Raw genomic sequence first — 21,638 nt, forward strand, 5'->3', positions numbered from 1 at the left:
CCGGGCGCCGGCGTGGTCCCACTCGCCGTCGACCGGCGAGCCGAGCACACGCCGCCCCGACACGTCCGCCGCCTCAGCCGCCCAGGGCCGTGCTCAGCCGGTCGGGGTCGGTGGTCGGCGCCTCGCAGGTGAAGTTACGGCAGACGTACGCGGCCGGTTCACCCCCCACCAGGGGCCGGTCGGCCAGCAGCGGGAACTCGTCGCCCTCCGGCGCGCCGACGGCGACCACCGCGCCCGGGGCGACCCCCAGAAGCGCCCTGCGGTGCAGGGCCGCCGTGGCCGGGTCGTCGAGCGCCGGGCCGACCACCGCGACCTCCCGCGGACCGTCCAGCGCCGCCTCGGCGACCGCGAGACCCCAGCCGACGAACCGCGGCACCCGCGGACCGAGCGACTTCACCACGCCCAGCGCCCGCTCCGCGGCGGTGCGGTGCGGCGCGGATCCGGTCTGCGCCGCGTACCCCAGCAGCGCCCCGGCGGCGGCCGTCCAGCCGGACGGCACGGCGTTGTCCGTCGGGTCCTGCGGGCGCCGGATGAGCCGCTCGGCGTCGGAGGCCGTGTCGTACAGGGCGCCCGTCTCCGGGTCGGTGAAGCGGGCCAGCACATGGTCGAGGAGCAGACCGGCGAACTCCAGCCACACCCCCTCCCCGGTCACCGAGGCCAGCGCGAGGAAGCCCTCGGCGACATCGGCGTAGTCCTCCAGGACACCCGCGTTGGCGCCGACCCGGCCGTCCTTGCTGGTCCGGGCGATCCGGGCGTGGTCGTCGAGGTGCACCCGGACCAGCAGGTCGGCGGCGGCGACCGCGGCCTCGGTCAGGTCCGGCCGGTCGAAGTAGGCGCCGGTCTCGGCGAGCGCGGCGATCGCCAGCCCGTTCCAGGCGGCCACGACCTTGTCGTCCCGGCCGGGGGCCGGACGGGCGCCCCGCGCCGCGAGCAGCCGCTCCCTGACCCCGCCGGCCCCGCCGATCCGGTCGGCGTCGAACACCTCGTCCTGCTGCGGCAGTTGCAGCACCGAGGCACCCTCCTCGAAGGTGCCCTCCTCCGTCACCCCGAAGTACCGCGCGGCGAGTCCGGCGTCCTGAGCGCCGAGCACCTCGCGCAACTGCTCCGGCGTCCAGACGTAGTAGGCGCCCTCGACGTGCTTGCCGCTCCCGTCGTCGCTGTCGGCGTCCAGCGCGGAGGCGAAGCCGCCCTCGGGCGTGCCCAGTTCGCGAACCATGAAGTCCGCGGTCTCCAGCGCGACCCGGCGCGCGAGCTCGGAGCCGGTGGACCGCCACAGATGGGCGTAGACGCGGCAGAGCAGGGCGTTGTCGTAGAGCATCTTCTCGAAGTGCGGGACCGTCCAGTCCCGGTCCACGGAGTACCGGGCGAAACCGCCGCCGAGCTGGTCGTAGATGCCGCCGCGGGCCATGCGCTCGGCGGTGTCCCGCGCCATCTGCAGGGCGCCTTCGGCGCCGGTGCGGGCGTGGTGCCTGAGCAGGAACTCGATCACCATGGACGGCGGGAACTTCGGCGCCCCGCCGAACCCGCCGCGCTGCGCGTCGTACTCCCGGGTGAGCCCGAGCAGCGCCTGCGCCTGCTGCTCCTCACCAGGGAGTTGTGCGTCGCCGTAGGAGATCTCCCGCCCGGCCAGGTCCCGCACGATCTTCCCGGCGACCTCGGTGACCTCGTCCCGGCGCTCCTCCCATGCCTGGTGCACACCCTGGAGCAGTTGCCGGAAGGACGGCATGCCGTGCCGGGGCTCGGGCGGGAAGTAGGTGCCGAAGTAGAACGGTTCGGCGTCCGGGGTGAGGAACACGGTCATCGGCCAGCCGCCCTGCCCGGTCGCCGCCTGCACGGCCTCCATGTAGACGGCGTCCACGTCGGGGCGTTCCTCGCGGTCCACCTTGACGCTCACGAAGTGCTCGTTCAGATAGTCGGCGGTGGCCCGGTCCTCGAAGGACTCGTGCGCCATGACATGGCACCAGTGGCACGAGGCGTAGCCGACACTGAGCAGGATCGGCACATCCCGCCGCCGCGCCTCCTCGAACGCCTCTGGCGTCCAGGGCCACCAGTCGACGGGATTCTCAGCATGCTGAAGCAAATAAGGCGAGGTCACACCAGCCAGCCGATTCATGCGCCCAGACTCTCACACCACCCCTGCCTAGCCTGTGGAACCCGCACGCCCCGTCCTCTTGACCGAGGTGTGCCCACCCGCCGTTGCTCGGCATGAGGGTATGTCCAGCCCAGAAGAGGGCGACATGGATGCGCACCATAATGCCGGAGACATGGTGCACGACGACATCACGTATCTCCGGCACCAGACCCAAGCGTTGGTCTCGCCGAACGACCGCAGCAGCCCGGCAGCGACGGTCCAGGAAGCACATGACGAGCCCCTCGCCGAATCCAGCAAACAGCCCTGGAAACCGAGGAGGAAGTGAGTGATGTCCGAGTGATCCTCGCTTCCTGCCGCGACCTCCGGGGCTCCGACACCGCGGCAGAGTGACGTGAACACACAGGATCGCGTCGTGCCGCTGGGCGTCGAGTCAGGGTAGGGAAATCCCCGTTGTGCCTTCGAGGCTGTACAAGCCTGGACTCGCTGACCCTTACTCTGTGTCGATATCGGCCTCCCCGACCTCCGTGTCCGCCGACTTGATGCCCAGGCTCTCGATGAACTGCCGCTCCCGCGCGGCCAGCTCGTGCTGGCGCGCAAGAATGAAGTCGGTAAACTCGTCGGCCTTGAGGTGCTCGATGGACGCGAGACTGACTCCGTGTGAGTCCAGGATGTCGGTCCTCCCCTCCTCTGCGAGTCTGATAAGCGCCTGCCGAATCGACACGCCTGGCGGTGTCGTCATGACGATCCGGTTGGCGGGGCTGGACGCCCCTGGGACCCCACTCTGAGTGATGATGTGTCGATAGGTCTCGCTGTGTGCCGTCGCAAACTGCTCCAGTACGTTGGCGGTGCCGCCGTCGAGGTTCTTCCGCTCCGGGAACGTCTGCAGATCCCAGAGGAGGTAGGCGCGCACGCGCGCGCTGCGCAGGTCGAAGCGCTCGGGGAAGGAACGGGCCCGCTCACCGGAGTAGCTGAGCCCGCCCTTGCCCCGGGCGAAAGCCTTCATCTCCATGATGAAGTTCCGGACCTGGGTGGTGGTGGACCCGGCGAAGGTGCCCGCCAGCGACGTTGTCCAGAACCAGTTCCGGAGCTTGACCCGCTGCTCCGCTTCGACCTTGCCGGAGAAGTGGAAGAAGACGGCGAGCAGCATGATCTGGATGTTGTAGGGAACCAAGCGGGCCAGCGGGACTCGGACCTCGTTCTGCAGGAACTCGACTACCTGCTGGAGGGTCAGGTCTGTGTCCGTCACTGCGGTCATGAGCTGGCCCTGTACCTTGCGGGCCATCGTCTCCCAGGATGTGTCCCGCTGCACGTCCTCCTCGCCGGACAGCGCAAGGACGGTCTGAAAGATCGTCATGATCGGGATCTCGCCGAAGCCAGAAGCGGCGACCCGTCCCTTGATCTCCTCCATCTTGTCGCTGAGCGTCTCCGAGCCGATGGTCCCGTAGGTCAGAGCGGAAACCATCTGGTCGGGACGCATCTTCTGGCCACTACTGTTGATCCTGGAAAAGACCTCGATGGCCTGCTGGAGAGTGCCGCCCTCCATACGCACCACGGAGACCTTGTAGTTTTTCACCCGCTTCGCGATGCGCTCGCTCTCCGTGGTGAGGCGGTCGGCCTCCTCACGAGAGGCGGAGACATCGGACAGCTTCCGTGCGTATTCGAGGAAGTCCAGAGTCCCCAGCACGGACCGCATAGGCAGGAAGTGGCTGGGCACCTCCTCGCCACTCTTCCAGTGGCGGTAACGCAAGCCGTCGTGTTCCGACCGGACGAGCGGCCGGTAGACCCACCACATCCAGTCCTCCTGCCGCGTGGACCGCGGAGCGTCAGCTGAGCGGTGGAGCACGCCGAAGAGCGTCGAGAGCCGCTGATGACCGTCCAGCACATAGGCGACCTTCGCCCCCCCTGGTGCCGGCGGAATTCTGCGCCCACCAATGGTGTCGAGGCTTTCGAGCGGCATGGTGGTCTCCCAGATGAGCAGGCTTCCCATCGGATAGCCGCGCTCCATGCTGTCGAAGAGCTGAAGCATCTGCTCGGGGCGCCACAGGAAAGGGCGCTGGAACTTCGGCACCCGCAGCTCGCCCTGTGAAATCCGCTCCAGCACCTGCTCCAGGAAATGGACCTCCGGCACCACCGAGATATCCTTAACCACCTCGACATCTCCCATGCTCAGATCACGCCCCGAATCGTCTCGAACATCGATTGCAATTCCTGCTTCGCTCCGGGTCCCAGGCCATCCAGGTCCCGATCCGATATGCCGCCGCGCATCACCTCTTGCAGGAACAGATCCGGCAAGTCCGTCCCGAATCCATCCTGGAGGGTGATGAGATCCTGCTCCGCCACTTCTTCGTACAGATCACCGTGGCGCGTGGGAATGACGTAGGTCGCCCCCACCTTCCCGGAATGCCACCCCTTCCTGTCGGGGCCCTTCTGCGGTTTCCCTTTGAATCCATGCTTCATGTCGAAGTGGGCGCGCTGCTCGGTCGAGAAGTTTTTGAGGGACTCCAGGCGCTTGGCCATGGAGGACATTCCTACGGTCTTCTTCGGCTGGCGGGCCAGGACCCGGTTGGGAATGTAGTTCTCCATCTCCCGGAAGCTGAGGACGTGCGAATTGACGCCTTCGCGGGCCGCGACTTCAGCCTTCTCATGATTGGCGGTCCGGTCCGTGGGGTGGAAACTGTCACTGTCGATGACTAGGACCACACGCTTGGTCCTGGAGAACTGCGCGGCCTGATCGACGGCATGCCGAGTCGCGCCGTCCTTGCCGCCTCCGTTGTACACACCGAGGCGGCTGTCTTCCTTGGCGTCGACGACGTCCTCGCAGCCCAACAGGCGCGCGAGCGCCTCGATCATCTGCCAGTCGTAGATCGCGTTCTCCACGACCAGCACAGCTGGCCGCTCCAAGTCGCGGATGTCTGCTGCCAGCGTCTCGCCAGTCACCCTGACCACGCCGGTGGTACCCCCGTGCGGCGCCCAAGCCTGAGCCATGCTCGCCTTCTGCGCGAGCAGCAGGTAGATCTGCGCCAGGACCGGGACGTGACGCTCCAGGAACGCATGGACGGCCTCCACATCACGGGGGGAGATCACCCACTCATGCCGCGCCTCCCTGAAGAACGCGATCAGCTTCAATATGAGCTCTGCGTTTTCGTCACCCTGACGGTCTGTCAGCAGCTCGACCGGAATCTCAACGCGCATCGTTGATCCGATTCGCCTGCGCGTCCGCGAGGGCGCGAACCTCCTCAAAGTCCTCTGCGAAGACTCCCCGCGGCCAGTAGTCGAGGTTGCCGAGGGCATCCACTTCGATCTTTCGCAGGGTAGCGGCCCCCTCGGTCTGCTCGACGAAGTAGATCTTCACGTCTTCCGGCGCCAGCTTCCGCTCCGCAACCCGTCGACGCAGCCTGAGGAGGAAGTTCTCGCTGTGCGTCTCCACCAGGAAGCGCACCTGCGACTCCTGCACGGCGTCAACATAGAGATCGGCGATCGCGGCGTGCGCCGAAGGATGGAGATGGAGTTCGGGCTCCTCCACGATCTCGATCACAGGTCCGGCAGGCGACTCCACGCGGTCTGCGGCTCGCTGGATGACTATCGGCAGGAACTGGACCACACCGGTGCCGACGTCATCGATGTGGACGAGGAGATCGGGGTCGCGCAAGGAACGCAGCTTGGGGATGTACATCCCGGAGCCGACATCGGTGACTTCGAGGCGCCAGCCAGGCAAGATGCTTTCCAGCAGAGTGTTCGCCTCACGGCCGATCAGACCGCGCCCGTACATCTCATCCGCGGCGAGTACGCCGAGGGCCCTCTCCCCCCTGTAGCCGACGCTGCCCAGGGTTCTGACCGGAGACCGGAAGAAGCGCTCCGGACTCTTCCTGAACGGACCCAGATACCGGATCTCGTCAAGGCCTTCCCGAATCAGCCCGGTGACTCCGCAGACACCGCCGACGGAGTCCGGCCAGTCGGCCGGATCGGGCAGCAGCCCGCTAAATCCAACTTTGCCCTCATGGCCGTCGATAAGATAAGCGCGCTTCTCGGGAGAGTAGGCGTCGATGCCGGGAATCCAGGAGATGTTCGCGACCTCCGACCCGCAGGATATCTCCAACGAGGAAACCAGCTGCATTCCCTGGTTGGCGATGTTCTGGACCTCGGCGGTGGCACTGACGACCTCGCCACCCTCGATGCCGATCGATGCGCCCAGGCGAATGTGCCCATGGGGTGACGAGCCGTGGATCAGATCGGCGAACGAGGGAGTGAAGCCCTGAACCAGCTCCAGGTCCAGAGGATACGAGGAGTCGCCGCGGATACCGATGGACAGAAGCGGGAGCGCTCGCACGACAGCGCTCTTGCCGGAATTATTCCGACCCAGCACGATGGTAATCTTGCCGAGCTCCACCTCCTGCTTCTCTCTGAAGCAGCGATAGTTCTCCAGCGAGAACCTCTCCAACGACACCTGGGCTCCGTTCCCTCACACCACGTCCAGCGCACGCCGCCCCGACGACGCGTCGGCGTAGCTGCGGCAATACTCTCAGACGCCGGAAGCCCGGCACCCGAGTTTCGCTCTTCCCGCTGCGCAGATGCCCGACGTCTGCCTCGGAATTCCAACCAGCAGGACGGGCACGTTCCGCTCGCGCGCCTGCGGGAAGGCCTCGTCCGACCAGGGCCACCAGTCGACGGGGTTGTCGGCGTGCTGAAGGAGGTACGGGGACGTCTCGTGGGCCGGTCGGTTCGCCATGTGCTCCATCCTGCCGTCGCCGAGACCGTAGCCAGGTCTCGGCCTTCCGGGCATTTCGTCCAGGAAGGTCCGTCTCGTCACCAGAGCGTCAGGGGCTCGGCTTGAGTACGGTCTCTCGCTTCCGTCTGCCGCTGCTGCGGCAGGGTTGCGCCACCTGCCCGCCCCGTCACCGTCTCGCGACGGGTGCGGGTGGCGCGGGTCTTCTGGTCGGCTCCACGAGGCTTCGACACCGCCGGGGCGGTGTCCTGGTCTCCGGCCACTCCGGTACCAGTCACGCAGGCCGTCGCGAGGGCGGCGAGGTTGAGTGCGGCGTTGTCGTCCCGGTCGATGACCAGGCCACAGGCGTCGCACTCATAGCTCCGCACGTGCAGCGGCAGCTTGGCTTTCACCGCGCCGCACCCGGAACAGGTCTTGGAGGAGGGGTACCAGCGGTCGGCCACCACGAGGCGGGTGGCGTGGCGCCGGCGGGTCTTGTACGTGAGCTGTCGGCGGATCTCGCCGAATCCGGCGTCGGCGATCCTACGGGCCAGACGCCGGTTGCGGAGCATCCCGGCGACGTTCAGGTCCTCCACCACCACGGTGCCGTACTCGGCGGCCACGCTGGTGGTGAGCTTGTGCAGGGCGTCCGCGCGGAGGTTCGCCACGCGGTGGTGGACCTTGTTGCGCTGGGCGTTGGCCTTCTCCCACCGCTTCGACGGCTGCCGTCCGGTGCGCCGGTCGGGGCCCTGGCGTCGGGACACGATCCGAGACGCACGGCGCAGCTGCCTGCGTGCGGTGTCGTAGTGCCCGAGGTTGGGGACCTGCCGGATCTCGCCCGTCGAGTCGGCCATGACCGCGAGGGTCTTCACCCCGAGGTCGATGCCGACGGCCACGTCCGGGCGTGCCACGCGTTCGAGGTCGCGCTTGACCTCGGCCTGGAAGGACACGAACCAGCGTCCCCGCTCGTGCCGCACCGTCGCGGACAGGATCCGGGCCGTTGCGGCCTGGACGCGGTCGAGGAGCTTCACTGTGCATTCGTGGGTGCGGACCGTGCCCAGGCGGGGCAGCGTGACGTGCCGGCCGTCGGTGTCCACGCGGATCGTGCCGGTGGTGAACCGGCAGGACAGACGTGCCTTCCGCTTCGACCTGAACCGCGGCATACCCATCGCACGGCCACGGCGCTTGCCCCGCTTCGACTTGGCGTAGTTGTCGAACGCGGCCGACGCGTTCGCGAGGCCGGTGGAGTACGCCTCCTTCGAGTTCTCCTCCCACCAGGCCGCGAACCGTGGGTCGGTGTGCTTGGTCTCGTTGAACGCCTTCCGCAGGACGGGCAGCGACCACGGCCGCCATTTTGTCAGCTGCTCCTCGGCGACGCCGTAGGACTCCTCCGCGCGGCGCTGCCACCACGACGCCTCGACCCAGCCGACGGCCCAGTTGTAGGCGGCCCGCGCGGCACCGCAGTGCGAACGCAGCGCGGCGTCCTGGGTGACGTTCGGGTCGAGTGCGAACCGGAACGCCTGCACGGCGAACCCGGGCTGCGGCCGGAACTTCTTCACTCGGCGGCCTCGTCGGCCTCGTCGGTCGCCACGGCCACCGCGCGGGCGGCGCGGTTCTTCGCCGCCCGCCGCCCGTACAGGCGGGCGCACATGGAGGTGAGCACCTCGGTGATGTCCCGTACCAGGTCATCGGTGGTCTCGGTGGGGTCGAGGACGACCAGGCGCCGCCCGGACGCCGACAAGACGGCTTCGAGATGCTCGACGCCGAACCGGGCCAGCCGGTCCCGGTGCTCGACCACGATCACCGCCGTCTGCGGGTCGGACAGCAGGCGGTGCAGCTTGCGGCGCCGCCCGTCCAGCCCCGAGCCGACCTCGGTGACGACCTCGGCGACGGCCAGGCCGAGCCCGTTCGCGCCGGCCACGACCCGGGCCGCCTGCCGCTCAAGGTCGGCTTTCTGGTCGGTGGACGACACGCGGCAGTACGCCACCACCCGCCCCGAGGCCACCGAGACGGCCGGAGCGAGCTCAGTGACCAACCATGTTCCGGACGGCGCCTGGCGGACCGGAACGGGCATCTTCCCGTCCTTCACCCACCGCCAGGCGGTCTGGTAGCTCACGCCCTGCTGCCGGGCCCACTCCGAAAGCTTCACAAGGCCAAGATATTCGACATCCGCGACTAGAGATGACTAGGAATGACTAGAAAATTTGTAGCAGCTTTCACCCCTAGTAGCCTCGCGGAGGGGGTGTCACCGGCCTCCGGCGGGGCCCGGCGGCCCGGCGGGCGTCCGCCGATCGGGGCACGCCGGCACACCGGTACGCCGGCCTGTCCGCCCGCGGTCGGGGAGCGGGTCCACGGCGGCGGCCCGGCCGGCTCCCGGAAGCATCCGGTTCCTCTCCCCGCCCCGCCGCGCTCCCGGGTTTCGTCCTGTCTCCTCCTCTCCAAGAGGCTTTGTGCACAGGACACTTGGCCGACGCATAACCGGATGGGGTCTCGGGGATGGGTCGGAAGGGACCCGAGGACTTCCGGGCACACCGGGGGCGACCGGGGCCGCCGGAGGGGGACGTGACATGCGGGACGGTCATCGTGCGGACGCGGAGCGGCTGTTGGCACGGGCTGTGGAGGAGGAGGTACGCCGGTCGGGCGGGCGTGCCGACGGGAAGGTGCTGCTCTCCCGGGCGCGCGGGGCGCTGGACGCGATCGCGCGGCCGGCGGCCGAGGAGTACGAGGCGTACACCCGCGCGCTGGACGAGGCGTCGGCCGGGCAGCTCACCCTCCGCCAGCGGTACGCCCGCGAGGGCGCCGGGACGCCGCTGCTGGTGGCCGGGGTGGCCGGGCTCACGGCCGTGGTCGCCGACCTCGCCCTCGGTACGGGGACCGGGACGGCGCTGGGCGCGGGCGTGGCCGTCGGCGTGGCCGGCGCGGCGGCGACCGTGGTGAAGGTGGTGGGCGCGCATGTGCCCGCCGCGCACCACCGGGCCGGCGCGGCGAGCCAGCCGGGCGGGCCGGAGCAGTTACGGCTGCAGTGGCTGACGGCGCTGGAGGTGCGGGGCATCCGGCCGTTCCTGGACCAGCAGCGGATGCTCGCCGCGTCCACGGGCTCCCGGCAGACGGGGCCGCGGCTGCGCGGCGCGGACAAGAGCGCGGCAGCCCGCGGGCGGAGTGTGCTGGAGCAGTCGTTCGGGCAACTGCCGGAGCCGGTGGGGCCGTTCGCCGGGCGGCGGCAGGAGATGGCGCGGATCCGGCAGTGGGTGCGGGCGGCGCGCGCGAGCACGGAGACACAGCCGACGGTGGTGGTGCTGCACGGGGAGCCCGGCAGCGGCCGGACCACCCTCGCGGTGCGCGCGACGCACGACCTGAAGGACTACTTCCGCGGCGCCTGCGTGGTCGATCTGCGCGCCGACAGCCCCGGTGAGCCGCCGCTGTCCACCCGGGACGCGCTGCTGCATCTGCTGAACCGGCTGGGGGCGCCCCGTGAGCAGCTGCTGTTCCGCGAGCGGTCCTCCCCCGACCAGCAGGTGAGACGGCTGAGCGAGCTGTACCACCAGCATGTGACGGGCATGCCGGTGACGGTCGTCCTCGACGACGCGGCCGATCCGCAGCAGGTCCGCACCCTGCTGCCGGAGCGGTCCGACAGTCTGGTCCTGGTGACCTCCCGCGCGCCGCTCGGCCTGCCCGACGACCTGCCGGCCCGGGTGCACCAGCTGCCGGTACGGGCCCTGGACGCGGCGGGCACCGGGGAACTGCTGGCCGCCGTCGCGCAGGACCCGTCGGTGACCGGCAGCGAGGCCGCCGACTCCGCCGACCGGGTCCGGGAACTGTGCGGCGGGCTGCCGCTGGCGCTGCGGATCGCCGGTTCCTCCCTGGGCCCGCGCTCCCCGCGCGCGCTCGCCGCCGACCTGGGCGCCTACGGCCCGGTGGGCCCGGTCGAGCGTGCCCTGTGGCTGCGCTACACCGACCAGCCGGAGCCGTTGCGGCGGCTGCTGCGCCGGCTGGCGCTGGCCGGCCGGGTGTCGCTGGGCGCCGCGGCGGCGGCCGCGTTGCTGGCCACCGACGAGGCCGAGGGGACCCGGCATCTTCAGGCGCTGGCCCGGGCCGGCCTGATCACCCCGGTGCGGTCCGGCCGGTACCGGCTGCACGACCTCGTACGCGCCTTCGCACTGGCCCGCCTCCTGGACGAGGAGGACCCGGCCGAGCGGACCGCGGCGCAGGAACGGCTGATCGTGAACTACGCCGAGCTCGCCGACTCGGTGCTGCGGCTGGTCGACGGCAACATGTCGACCCGCTCGGACCGCTTCGGCCCGTACGGCTTCACCTCGCTGGACGAGGCGCTGCGCTGGCTGGACGACGAGTCGAGCTTCATCACGGCGGCGCTGCGGCACTCGGAGGGCGTGAACCAGGCGGCGGTGCTGAACCTCCTCGGCGCGCTGTGCGACTACTGCCTGCTCCGCGGCGACCTGTACCGCCTCGGTGAGATCAGCGAGCTGGCACAGACCGTGGACAAGGGGCTGCTGAGACGTTCGGTGCAGTGGCGCACGGGTATCGCGGCACGTCAGCTGGGTGAACTGGACACGGCGCGGACGACGCTGTCCTCGGTGGTCGACCTGTACCGGGAGACCCATCACGACGCGGGGGCCGCGCGGGCGCTGACCTCCCTCGGCATCACGCTGCACCACCAGGGCAATCTGACGGAGGCGTCGGCGAGGCTGCGGGAGGCGATGGACCTGCAGTCCGCGCCCCAGCTGGCCGCCGACCGGGCGTGGACGATGCACGCGCTGGGCGCGGTGGAACGCGACCGCGCCCGGCTGTCCGAGGCGCTGGACCTGCTCACCGAGTCGCTGGTGCTGCACCGCGCGGGCGAGTCCGTGCACGGTCAGGCCTGGGCGCACTTCCAGCTCGGGCAGCTGAGGCTGCGCACGGGGGACGTCCCGCACGCCGAGTCCGAGCTGCGCGAGGCGCTCGAGCTGTACGGCCGTACCCGGGACGCCCGGGGCGAGGCGTGGGCGCTGACCCAGCTGGCCCGGGCCCGGCTGCTCGCCGGGGACGCCTCCCCGGCGGTGGAGGAGCTGCGGCAGGCCGCCGCCCGGCACCGGGACAACGAGGACGCGCGCGGGGAGGCGTGGACGCTGTACTACCTGGGCCAGGCGCTGGAGGAGACCGGGGACCTGGACCGGGCGGTGCGCGAGCTGGAGCGGTCCCGCACCATGTTCTCCCGGATGCGGGACGTCTACGGGCTGGCCTGCGCCCGGCACCATTCGGCCCGGGTGACCCGCGATCAGCGGGCCGCGCGGACCGGTTCGCTGCGCAACTCGGGCTTCGCCCGTCAGCTGCTGGTCGACGCCCGCGCGGACTTCCAGCGGATCGGGGTGGCCCACGGCGAGGCGTGGACGTGCCTGGAGCTGGCGGTCGTCGACGCGGGCAACGCCCGCACCCAGCAGGCGCTGGCCCTGTGCGACGAGGCGACGGCGCTGTTCGCGTCCTACGGGGACCGGCGCGGCGAGGACTGGGCCCGGTTCCTGCGCTGCACGCTCCTGCCGTACGCGGCCCCGGGCGGTACCGAGGTCGGTACGGCGGTGGCCCAGGAGGACCTGGCGCAGCTGGCCCGGACCGCGCACGCCGCCCGCGACGAGAAGCTGGGCGACTACGTGGACGCCTACCAGCTCCTGCTGGAGCGCGGGGTCAGCCTGGAGGCGGGCTGGCAGGCCTGGCACCTCGGCATGGTCCCCAGCCTCCACGCCCGCGAGGTGATGGGGGTGCCCACGGGGTCAGCCGCGTAGGGGCACGGGCCCAGCGGGTGCTGCCACAGGACCGGCAGGCTGCCACAGGCCCGGCAGGGTGCTGCCGCGTAGCCCTCCGGGGGGCGGAAGGCTCACGCGTTTCCTTTGGTGTCCGTAGTGAGGGTGTCATCTGGTGATGTCGTGTCGTGCGTCCGGTACCGGTTTCGGTATGGCAGGCGAGTGTGAGGTTCGCATGTGTGACCTTTGCGCGGGTGTGTCGTTGATCGGATGACAGCATCACGGGTGAAGGAGGGCTGGTGAGCCGGAAGCTGCCGGTCGGCGAGGGCGAGACCTCCCGCACAGCGTGCGCTCGTGGCCTGCTGCGCGCGGCGGTCGACGAGAAGACCGGTGAACTCGTGTCCGCCTCCTTGCTGGCCGAGCGGGTCGGCTGGGCCGTGGACCTGGTGTCCGGCATGACAAGCGAGCTGACGGCCGAGCGCTGGAACACCACCGACGTGGACATCCTCGCCTCCGGTGAGGACGCGAGCGGCCGGAAGCTTCCGTCGAACGCCTGGATGGCGCTGCGCCGCCTGGGCTGGACCGTGACCGCTCCCAAGGGTGTGAAGGTCAACGACCGGATCGTGCGCATGGCCCAGGAACAGGCCGGCCGCACGCTCCGCTGTGCGAAGTGGCGCGCGGACCTCACCTGCGGTGTCCTTGGGGCCTGGCCCGCCGATCCGGCCAGGCGGACCGCCCAGGAGTGGGACGCGGTCCGCGAAGCGGTACCCGGCGGGCAGCATCTGCCGTCCAGCGTCATCAAGTCCCGCACCCGGCAGATCGCCGCGTTCGCCAGGAAGCACGGGCGGATGCCGACCGATGTGTTCCAGCTGGAGGCCGCGCCCCGGGTGGCCCGGATGCTGCTGCTGTCCGCCTGCGACAGACAGCAGGCCACCATCGAACGGCACGAGAGCGATCCGGGCCGGGCACTGCTGCGGCTACAGCTTCCCACCCGGCCCGACCCGCGGTCCTACCGGGACTGGACGTGGATCGCCTGCCCCGTTGCGCTGCCGCCGACGATCCCCAAAAGCGCGGTGCTGCACCTGCCCACCCTGCGCATCCACCAGGGCACGGTACGGGCTGATCTCGCCTACACCCACGCCGTCCCGAAGACCCGGCGTACCGGACACACCGTCGCGCTCGGGGTGGACTGGGGCCTGAACACCCTGCTGTCCGCCGGCACCGCCCGCCTCCACGAGGACGGGCGTATCACCGCTCCCGGCTCCGGGGGCATGTTCCGTACGGCCGGCGTGCTCGCGAAACAGCACCGCCTGCGCCGCCTGTTCGAGCACCTGCAGGCGAAGGCCGACCACTACCAGCGGCTCATCGGCGACGACACCGACCATCCGCTGGCGGCCAGGACGCTGGCCCTCACCGACGAGATCCGGCGCGTGTCCGCCCGCAGGTCGAACCTCAATGACGCCCTCGCACAGGCTGCCGCCCGCTGGGCCGTCGACCAGGCCGTCACCGCCGAAGCGAGCGTGATCTACGTCGAAGACCTCCGCTCGATGGAGGCCCTCGGCATGGGCCGCACGATGAACACCCGGCTCTCCCAGCAGGTGCGCGGGCGGATCGTCGACCGGATGCGGCACCTGGCCGCCGAAGCGGGGATCGCCGTCATCACCGTGCCGGCCCGCAACACCTCCAGACACTGTCCCCAGTGCCTCGTGCCGCTGCGGCACCGCAAGGCACCGGACCGGCCCACCACCCCGGGCTAGAAATGGGCGCTCTGCCCGTCCTGCGGATACCAGGGCGACCGCGACACGGGCGCGTGGAAGCGTATCGCCGCACGCGGCCTGACCCACCAGGCCAAGACCGTCACAGGCCGCACCGGCGGCGCCATGGCCATCCGCTCCGTGGTCGACGACCTCGAAGCCGAAGCCGCCATCACCCCGACCACCAGCACCGGCCGGGACCGGTCCAAGACCGGGCCCACCCGGCCTCAGACGGCACGTCCGACGCCCAGGCGACGCCGGACACCCTCCCCCACCAGACCGCAAGGCCCGGCGGGCAAGCGTCCGGAGGGACACGCTCACACGGACCGGACCCGGCTGCCCCGCGCAGCCCACCGGCACCAGGACGTGACGACGACCAGCACACCCACCACCGGCCACCGGCCGCGAGGGGCAGCACTGGGCGCGGGCTTCCACCTGCACGCTCACGCTTCCCCGCCCAGGTGGGCAGAACCCCCACCGGACCCCACGGTTCGCACAGGTTCGCTCAGCTGATCAGAGACGCTACGCGGCTCAGCTCTGCTTCTTCTTCTCGGCCGCGCCGGACGACGCCGGCTCCGTGGCGTCGTCGGATCCGGTCCGGCGGGCCGCGGGCTCGTCGAAGTCGACCCGGTTCATGTGGCGGGTCATCGACTTCATCAGGCCCCAGACCGCCAGGGCCATCACCGCGAAGACGATGAAGCCGAGGACGCCGGGGGTGACCTTGTCCTTGTCGACCTCGGCGAGGGTGACCAGGTGGCTCATTGCCAGGCTTGCGCTAGCGCTCATGTCAGGCATTGTCCCGGATGCCCGCGAAGAGGTCGTCCTCGGGGAGGGATGTGTCGACGAGCGACTTCGCGAGCTCGTACTCCTCGGTGGGCCAGACCTCCTTCTGGATCTCCATCGGCACCCGGAACCAGCCGCCGTCGGGGTCGATCTGGGTGGCGTGCGCGATCAGGGCCCTGTCACGGACCTCGAAGAAGTCCCCGCACGGGACGTGCGTGGTGAGCGTGCGCTCCTTGCGCTCGAACTCCGCCCAGCGCTTGAGCCAGTCCCCGTACGGCGACTCCAGGCCGCGGTCCAGCAGCGCCCGGTGCAGCGCCTCGGTGCGGGGGCGGTTGAAGCCCTGGTTGTAGTAGACCTTCAGCGGCTGGTGGGCCGGGCCGAACTCGCTCTCCGGGTACTTCTCGACGTCCGTCGCGCCCTCGAAGGCCACCATCGTGATCTTGTGGGTCATGATGTGGTCGGGGTGCGGATAGCCGCCGTTCTCGTCGTAGGTGGTGATCACCTGGGGACGGAACGCGCGGATCCTCCGCACCAGCTCACCGGCCGCCTTGTCGACGTCCTCCAGGGCGAAGCAGCCCTCGGGCAGCGGGGGCAGCGGGTCGCCCTCGGGCAGGCCGGAGTCGACGAAGCCGAGCCAATCCTGCTGCACACCGAGGATCTCCCGGGCCTCGTCCATCTCCTTCCTGCGCACCTCGTGGATGTTCTCCTCGATGTACGGGTCGCCCTGCAGCTTGGGGTTGAGGATGGAGCCGCGCTCCCCGCCCGTGCAGGTCACGACCAGCACGTCCACCCCCTCGGACACGTACTTCGCCATGGTGGCCGCGCCCTTGCTCGACTCGTCGTCGGGGTGGGCGTGCACGGCCATCAGTCGCAGCTGCTCGGTCAAGACTCATTCCTCAAGTCGGTAGGCGCCCGGGTGCCCGGTGCGGTTCCCCCGGCTGTCGTCCCCTTGGGACGTCGCGGTGGGGTGGCGGTCGGGCGAAGGACGGAAGACTTCTATAGTGACCCAAGCCGGGGGCGAATAATTCCGGAGCCCGGCACCGGGCACCGCCCGGGACAGGCGTCCCCACCTTCCCGCCGAGGAGACGATCATGAGTACGGCGAGTACGCGACCGCCCGAGGGCCGGTACGGCCGCACCTCGGACGAACGTGCCGACCGCACCCTCAAGATCGTCGGTGCGGGCCTGGGCGCGGTGATGCTGGCCCTGATCGGCTGGTTCGGCTACCACTACGTAGCGGGTAGCCAGATCAGCGGCGAGATGATCGGTTTCGACACCTCGCAGGAGAGCGTGCAGGTGCGCCTGGAGGTCCACAAGGACGCGGGCGTGGACGGCTACTGCACGGTGCGCTCCCAGACCGTGGACGGCGCCGAGGTGGGCCGCGCCGACTTCCGCTTCGACGGGGACGGCACACGCTTCGACGAGGTCGTCACGCTCCGCACGACCTCCCCGGCCGCGACGGCCGAGCTGCTCGGCTGCCACGCCGGCTGACTCCGGCCCGCTCCGGACGGCTCCGCCGCTGCCGGGGGCCGGTGTCGCACACGGCACAGGGCCGCTGACCTGCGAAAAAACGGCTCCGATGGCATATGTCCTCCCCCTTTGGCCGCTGAATTGTTAGGCTCGTGGTTTCGCCCATCCGTGGAGGAACATCCTTCAGGGAGGGCGTTGCTTTGTATTCCAGCACCTACGAGGAGCACCAGTGACCCAGACCAGCGAGAACGCCACCTGGCTGACGCAGGAGGCGTACAACAAGCTCAAGGACGAGCTTGACTACCTTACTGGTCGCGCGCGTACGGAGATCTCCGCCAAGATCGCCGCTGCGCGAGAGGAGGGCGACCTGCGGGAGAACGGCGGGTACCACGCGGCCAAGGAGGAGCAGGGCAAGCAGGAGCTCCGCGTGCGGCAGCTCACCCAGCTCCTCGAAAGCGCCAAGGTCGGTGAGGCGCCGGCGGCCGACGGTTCGGTGGCGCCGGGCATGGTCGTGACGATCGCCTTCGACGGCGACGAGGACGACACGCTGGCCTTCCTCCTCGCCTCGCGCGAGTACGCGAGTGCGGACATCGAGACGTACTCCCCGCAGTCCCCGCTGGGTGCCGGGGTGACCGGCCACCGGATCGGCGAGACCGTGGAGTACGAACTGCCGAACGGCAAGACGGCCTCCGTGAAGATCCTGAAGGCCGAGCCGTACAAGGGCTGACCCACGACCCACGGCTCAGGACCGTGAGGGTGCCCCCGGCGCCATGCCCGCCGCGGGACGCGTGAGCGTCCCCGCCGCGGCGCCGGGGGCCTCGTCATCCCGTCGCCGGGCCGCACGGGCCGGGCGCCCGGGCCAGTCCATGAGCGGGCCAGTCCATGAGCGGGCCAGTCCATGAGCGGGTCAGTCCATGAGCGGGTCAGTCCATGACCGTGTGGCCCGCGTTCCGCAGGGCTTGTTCGACCTCGGCGCAGTGCTCCGGGCCCTTCGTCTCCAGGTGCACCTCGACCTCCACTTCCGTGAGCCCGAGCCGCGGATCGGTCCGTACATGGCTCACGTCGAGGACGTTGGCGTCCACCACCGACAACGCCCCGAGCAGCGACGCGAGAGCGCCCGGCCGGTCCGTCAGCCGCAGCCGGACGGCCAGGTAGCGGCCCTGTGCCGCCATGCCGTGCCGCAGCACCCGCTCCATCAGCACCGGGTCGACGTTGCCACCGGAGAGCACCGCGACGACCGGGCCCGCGAACGCGTCGGGGCGGCTCAGCAACGCCGCCACCGGGCTCGCCCCGGCCGGTTCGACGACCAGTTTGGCCCGCTCCAGGCAGAGCAGCAGGGCGGCGGACAACTCGCTCTCGGTGACCGTGCGGACCTCGTCCACCAGGTGCTCGACGATCCCGAACGGCACATCGCCGGGCCGCCCCACCTTGATGCCGTCGGCCATCGTCGCCGGATCGCGCACCGACACCGGATACCCGGCCGCCAGCGAGGGCGGATACGCCGCCGCGCCCGCCGCCTGCACCCCGATGATCCGGACGTCCGGCCGCAGCGCCTTCACCGCGACGGCGATCCCGGCGATCAGCCCGCCGCCGCCCATGCCGACGACGATCGTGCGCACCTCGGGGCACTGCTCCAGGATCTCCAGGCCCACGGTGCCCTGGCCCGCGATGACGTCGGGGTGGTCGAAGGGGTGGATCAGCACGGCGCCCGTCTCGTCCGCGTACTCCTCGGCGGCGGCCAGTGCCTCGTCGACCACCTGGCCGTGCAGGCGCACCTCGGCGCCGTACTCCCGGGTGGCGCTGATCTTCGGCAGCGGGGCGCCCTTCGGCATGAACACCGTCGACCGCACCCCGAGCAGCGAGGACGCGAGCGCGACGCCCTGCGCGTGGTTGCCGGCGCTCGCCGCGACCACACCGGCGGCGCGCTGCTCGGGCAGCAGCCCGGCGATCCGGACGTACGCGCCGCGCAGCTTGAACGACCCCGTCCGCTGGAGGTTCTCGCACTTGAGGTGCACCGGTGTGCCCACCGTCCGGGACAGGTGCCTGCTGCTCTCCATCGCGGTCATCCTCGCCACACCCGAGAGCATCTTCCGGGCACCGCGCACATCGTCGGCCGTGACGGTACGCAGGGATTCGGCCATGCCGTGGTTCATGACTCCAGCATCGCAGTTCACGGCCGTCGGCGATCGCGGTGACCGATCCACGGATACGGCTTTGCGCAGCGCCGGTACGACGGGGCCCCCGGCCGCGTACTCTGTCCCCCAATAAAGCAGCCCTCCACGAAGTGAGCCTCCGGCCATGCCCACTACACCTGACATGTCGATGGACATGACGACCGGCGGTGACACCGGTCTTCTCGACACGCTGCAGCACGAGGTGGCACTGTTCGCCCGGCGCGCCGAACAGACCCGGCTGGGCGGCGTCGGCCAGGTACGCAACTCCATGGACCGCGCCGCCTACCTCCTGCTCAACCGCCTCGACAAAGAAGGCCCGATGGGTGTCAAGGCGCTCGCCGCCGGCATGGGCATCGACTCGTCGACCGTCACCCGGCAGGTGGCCCCGCTGGTGGACACCGGACTGGTGAAGCGCACCTCGCACCCCGAGGACGGCCGGGCGGTCGTGCTCCAGCTCTCTCCGCGCGGACAGGCGCGCCTGGAGGAAGTGCGCTCCTCACGGCGCCAGTTGATGGCCGACCTGACCCACGACTGGGAACCGGGGGAGCGCGAGGTGTTCTGCGCGCTCCTCACGCGCTTCAACGGCGCGCTCTCCGCGCGGATGTCGGTTCCGGGGGGACAGGGACCGGAGGACGGTCAGCCGGAGTCCTGACCCGGCCGGCCCGGCTTGATCCGGCCGGCCCGGCTGATCCGGCTGACCCGTACGAGAGGCCCTGCGCGCCGGGCCGTGCGCGGCTCTTGACCGCGGGGTGGGCCCTGCCCTGAGATGAGATGCGGGTCCCGTCGCACGCGTCGCCGAAGGCCGTTCGCGGCCGGGACCGGTCCGGGCAGAGGCGTGCGGGAGGCGCGGTTGATCCAAGGACATGCGTCCCGGGACGCCCGCCGGGCCCGCGAGTTCGAGGCGTTCGTCGCGGGCGCGGGCGGGCGGCTGCTGCACGCCGCCACCCTGCTCACGGCGGAGGCGCGGGACGACAACCCCCGCGCGCGGCGCCTGCTGACCCTGGCGCTGGCCCACACGTACGCGTGCTGGGACCGGCTGCACGGTGACGATCCCTACGACCGGACCCGCCGGTACCTGGCCACCCGCTTCGCCCGTACCGCCTGGCACGAGCGCGGCGGCCTGCTCCGCTCCCGTCCGCACCCCGCGGGTCCGCTGGCCGGGCTCGGCCCGCAGGAGCGTCTGATCCTGGTGCTGCGGCTCCACGAGGACGTCACCGAGGAGCAGACGGCGGCCCTGCTCGGCCTGTCCGCGGACCGGGTCCACGCGATCTGCAACCGCGCGACGACCGCGGTACTGGACCGGCGGCGGCGTGCGCCGGCTCCTTCGGTGCGGGGCGTCGGGACGGTCTCGTCATGAGCCGGGGCCGTGCCGCGGCCGTCCGGCGGCTGCTGGAGCAGGCACCGCCACCGGTGCCGCCCGACCTGCCCGCGGAGGCCGCGCGCCGCGGTGCCCGGATGCTGCGGCGCAGGGCGCTCGCCCGCCGCCTGGGGTGGCTGGTGCTGCTCGCGGCGAGCCTGGCCTTCGTGATCTGGGCGTTGACCACGCACCCGTGGGTGGAGCCGCCGTCACGGACGACTCCACCCCTGACGGGCTGGTGAACCGGCCGGGCGCGCACCCCGCCGGCCCCTCCGCGCGGCCTTACCGGCCGAGGGCCTGCTGGAGGTCTTCGAGCAGGTCGTCGACGTTCTCGATGCCCACCGAGAGGCGCACCAGGTCGCCGGGGACCTCGAGCGCGGAGCCGACCACCGAGGCGTGCGTCATGCGCCCGGGGTGCTCGATCAGCGACTCGACGCCGCCCAGGGACTCACCCAGCGTGAACACCTCGGCCCGGTTGCAGACCTCGACGGCCGCCTCCTCGCCGCCCTCCACGCGGAAGGAGACCATGCCGCCGAAGGACCGCATCTGCTTGGCGGCGACCTCGTGGCCGGGGTGCTCCGGCAGGCCCGGGTAGAGGACGCTCGTCACGCGCGCGTGCCGGCTGAGCATGTCGGCGACCTTGGTGGCGTTCTCGCTGTGCCGGTCCATGCGCACCGGGAGCGTCTTGGTGCCGCGCAGCACCAGCCAGGAGTCGAACGGTCCGGCGACCGCGCCCATCGCGTTCTGGTGGTAGGCCAGCTCCTCGCCGAGCTCCGGGTCGCCGGTGATCAGGGCGCCGCCGACGACGTCCGAGTGGCCGCCCATGTACTTGGTCAGGGAGTGCACGACGACGTCCGCGCCGAGCGCGATCGGCTGCTGGAGGTAGGGCGTGGCGAAGGTGTTGTCGACGACGAGGCGGGCTCCGGCGTCCCGGGCGATCTGGGCGACGGCGGCGATGTCGGTGATGCCGAGCAGCGGGTTGGAGGGGGTCTCCACCCACACGACCTTGGTCTTCGGGGTGAGGGCGGCCCGGACGGCGGCCGGGTCGCTGGTGTCGGCCACCGACCACTCCACTCCCCAGCGGGCGACGACCTTGGCGAACAGCCGGAACGTGCCGCCGTAGGCGTCGTTCGGGATCACCACGTGGTCGCCGGGGCTGAGCAGCGTACGCAGCAGGCAGTCCTCGGCCGCCAGCCCGGACGCGAACGCGAGGCCGCGGCGGCCGCCCTCCAGGGCGGCGAGGTTCTCCTCCAGCGCGGTCCTGGTCGGGTTGGCGCTGCGGCTGTACTCGTAGCCGCCGCGCAGGCCGCCGACGCCGTCCTGCTTGTAGGTGGACACCTGGTAGATCGGCGGGACCACCGCGCCGGTCAGGGGGTCCGCGGTGTTGCCCGCGTGGATCGCGAGTGTCTCGAAGTGTTGACTGATGTGCCTGTCGCTCATGGGCCCCGAGGGTAGTCCGCGCACGGTGGACGACGCGTCAGGGAGTTCCCCGCACGCCCGGGGGTCCCCCCGCGCGCGGAGTTTTCCACAGATCGGACGGCAGGTTCGCCAATCGTCGACGCGATCTGGTTCGCT

General features: G+C 70.7%; 17 protein-coding genes and 1 pseudogene. 7 read left to right on the forward strand and 11 right to left on the reverse strand.

Going from position 1 to position 21,638, the window contains the following annotated elements:
• Positions 1–73: 73 nt before the first annotated feature.
• From PYS65_RS13590 to PYS65_RS13620, 7 genes and pseudogenes are all read right to left on the reverse strand, one after another.
• Complete coding sequence (locus tag PYS65_RS13590; protein WP_279334225.1) at positions 74–2,113, reverse strand: thioredoxin domain-containing protein; 2,040 nt, start codon at positions 2,111–2,113, stop codon at positions 74–76.
• Positions 2,114–2,582: 469 nt separating this feature from the next.
• Entirely contained in the window at positions 2,583–4,256 is a 1,674-nt protein-coding gene (locus tag PYS65_RS13595; protein ID WP_279334226.1) for a DUF262 domain-containing protein, read from the reverse strand.
• Between the two features lie 2 nt (positions 4,257–4,258).
• Positions 4,259–5,284: a hypothetical protein gene (locus PYS65_RS13600; protein ID WP_279334227.1), complete on the reverse strand. Its 1,026-nt coding sequence runs from the start codon at positions 5,282–5,284 to the stop codon at positions 4,259–4,261.
• The gene (locus PYS65_RS13605; protein ID WP_279334228.1) at positions 5,274–6,536 is read right to left on the reverse strand and encodes a DUF3696 domain-containing protein; all 1,263 of its coding nucleotides are present in this window, start codon (positions 6,534–6,536) and stop codon (positions 5,274–5,276) included. The genes PYS65_RS13600 and PYS65_RS13605 overlap by 11 nt, the downstream gene beginning before the upstream one ends.
• 153 nt (positions 6,537–6,689) lie before the next feature.
• Positions 6,690–6,818 (reverse strand): annotated as a pseudogene (locus tag PYS65_RS13610) (DUF255 domain-containing protein); the annotation flags it as partial.
• Positions 6,819–6,895: 77 nt separating this feature from the next.
• On the reverse strand, positions 6,896–8,353 hold the full coding sequence (tnpB, locus tag PYS65_RS13615; RefSeq protein WP_279334229.1) for an IS607 family element RNA-guided endonuclease TnpB: 1,458 nt from the start codon (positions 8,351–8,353) through the stop codon (positions 6,896–6,898).
• Positions 8,350–8,943, reverse strand: a complete 594-nt coding sequence (locus PYS65_RS13620) for an IS607 family transposase (protein ID WP_279334230.1) — start codon at positions 8,941–8,943, stop codon at positions 8,350–8,352. Before PYS65_RS13620 ends, tnpB begins: the two co-directional genes overlap by 4 nt.
• Before the next feature lie 418 nt (positions 8,944–9,361).
• Here PYS65_RS13620 and PYS65_RS13625 point away from each other — a divergent pair, with 418 nt between their 5' ends.
• Together PYS65_RS13625 and PYS65_RS13630 are read left to right on the forward strand one after the other, a co-directional pair.
• On the forward strand, positions 9,362–12,568 hold the full coding sequence (locus PYS65_RS13625) for a tetratricopeptide repeat protein (RefSeq protein WP_279334231.1): 3,207 nt from the start codon (positions 9,362–9,364) through the stop codon (positions 12,566–12,568).
• A gap of 257 nt (positions 12,569–12,825) precedes the next feature.
• Positions 12,826–14,283 carry a transposase gene (locus tag PYS65_RS13630; protein ID WP_279334232.1) on the forward strand — a complete coding sequence of 486 codons (1,458 nt, stop codon included), beginning with the start codon at positions 12,826–12,828 and terminating at the stop codon, positions 14,281–14,283.
• Positions 14,284–14,811: 528 nt separating this feature from the next.
• Here the strand turns inward: PYS65_RS13630 and PYS65_RS13635 are convergent.
• Positions 14,812–15,075, reverse strand: coding sequence for a hypothetical protein (locus PYS65_RS13635; protein ID WP_279334233.1), 264 nt, complete (start codon positions 15,073–15,075; stop codon positions 14,812–14,814).
• Complete coding sequence (mca, locus tag PYS65_RS13640) at positions 15,068–15,949, reverse strand: mycothiol conjugate amidase Mca (protein ID WP_279334234.1); 882 nt, start codon at positions 15,947–15,949, stop codon at positions 15,068–15,070. The genes PYS65_RS13635 and mca overlap by 8 nt, the downstream gene beginning before the upstream one ends.
• A gap of 205 nt (positions 15,950–16,154) precedes the next feature.
• On the opposite strand from mca, the gene PYS65_RS13645 reads away from it, so the two are divergent.
• The gene (locus PYS65_RS13645; RefSeq protein ID WP_279334235.1) at positions 16,155–16,553 is read left to right on the forward strand and encodes a DUF4307 domain-containing protein; all 399 of its coding nucleotides are present in this window, start codon (positions 16,155–16,157) and stop codon (positions 16,551–16,553) included.
• Between the two features lie 208 nt (positions 16,554–16,761).
• The gene (gene greA, locus PYS65_RS13650; RefSeq protein ID WP_279334236.1) at positions 16,762–17,259 is read left to right on the forward strand and encodes a transcription elongation factor GreA; all 498 of its coding nucleotides are present in this window, start codon (positions 16,762–16,764) and stop codon (positions 17,257–17,259) included.
• A gap of 196 nt (positions 17,260–17,455) precedes the next feature.
• Here greA and ilvA read toward each other — a convergent pair whose 3' ends face one another.
• Positions 17,456–18,685 (reverse strand): threonine ammonia-lyase, encoded by a 1,230-nt coding sequence (gene ilvA, locus PYS65_RS13655; RefSeq protein ID WP_279334237.1) that lies wholly within the window; start codon positions 18,683–18,685, stop codon positions 17,456–17,458.
• A 163-nt stretch (positions 18,686–18,848) separates the two neighbouring features.
• Between ilvA and PYS65_RS13660 the strand changes: the two genes are divergently transcribed.
• From PYS65_RS13660 to PYS65_RS13670, 3 genes are all read left to right on the forward strand, one after another.
• On the forward strand, positions 18,849–19,358 hold the full coding sequence (locus PYS65_RS13660; RefSeq protein WP_279337940.1) for a MarR family winged helix-turn-helix transcriptional regulator: 510 nt from the start codon (positions 18,849–18,851) through the stop codon (positions 19,356–19,358).
• 198 nt (positions 19,359–19,556) lie between these two features.
• Complete coding sequence (locus PYS65_RS13665; protein WP_279334238.1) at positions 19,557–20,063, forward strand: sigma factor-like helix-turn-helix DNA-binding protein; 507 nt, start codon at positions 19,557–19,559, stop codon at positions 20,061–20,063.
• Positions 20,060–20,305, forward strand: a complete 246-nt coding sequence (locus PYS65_RS13670) for a hypothetical protein (protein WP_279334239.1) — start codon at positions 20,060–20,062, stop codon at positions 20,303–20,305. Before PYS65_RS13665 ends, PYS65_RS13670 begins: the two co-directional genes overlap by 4 nt.
• Positions 20,306–20,345: 40 nt before the next feature.
• Here PYS65_RS13670 and PYS65_RS13675 read toward each other — a convergent pair whose 3' ends face one another.
• The gene (locus PYS65_RS13675; RefSeq protein WP_279334240.1) at positions 20,346–21,503 is read right to left on the reverse strand and encodes a cystathionine gamma-synthase; all 1,158 of its coding nucleotides are present in this window, start codon (positions 21,501–21,503) and stop codon (positions 20,346–20,348) included.
• Positions 21,504–21,638: the final 135 nt, after the last annotated feature.

The sequence above is a fragment of the Streptomyces cathayae genome (assembly GCF_029760955.1).
GTDB lineage: Bacteria > Actinomycetota > Actinomycetes > Streptomycetales > Streptomycetaceae > Streptomyces > Streptomyces cathayae.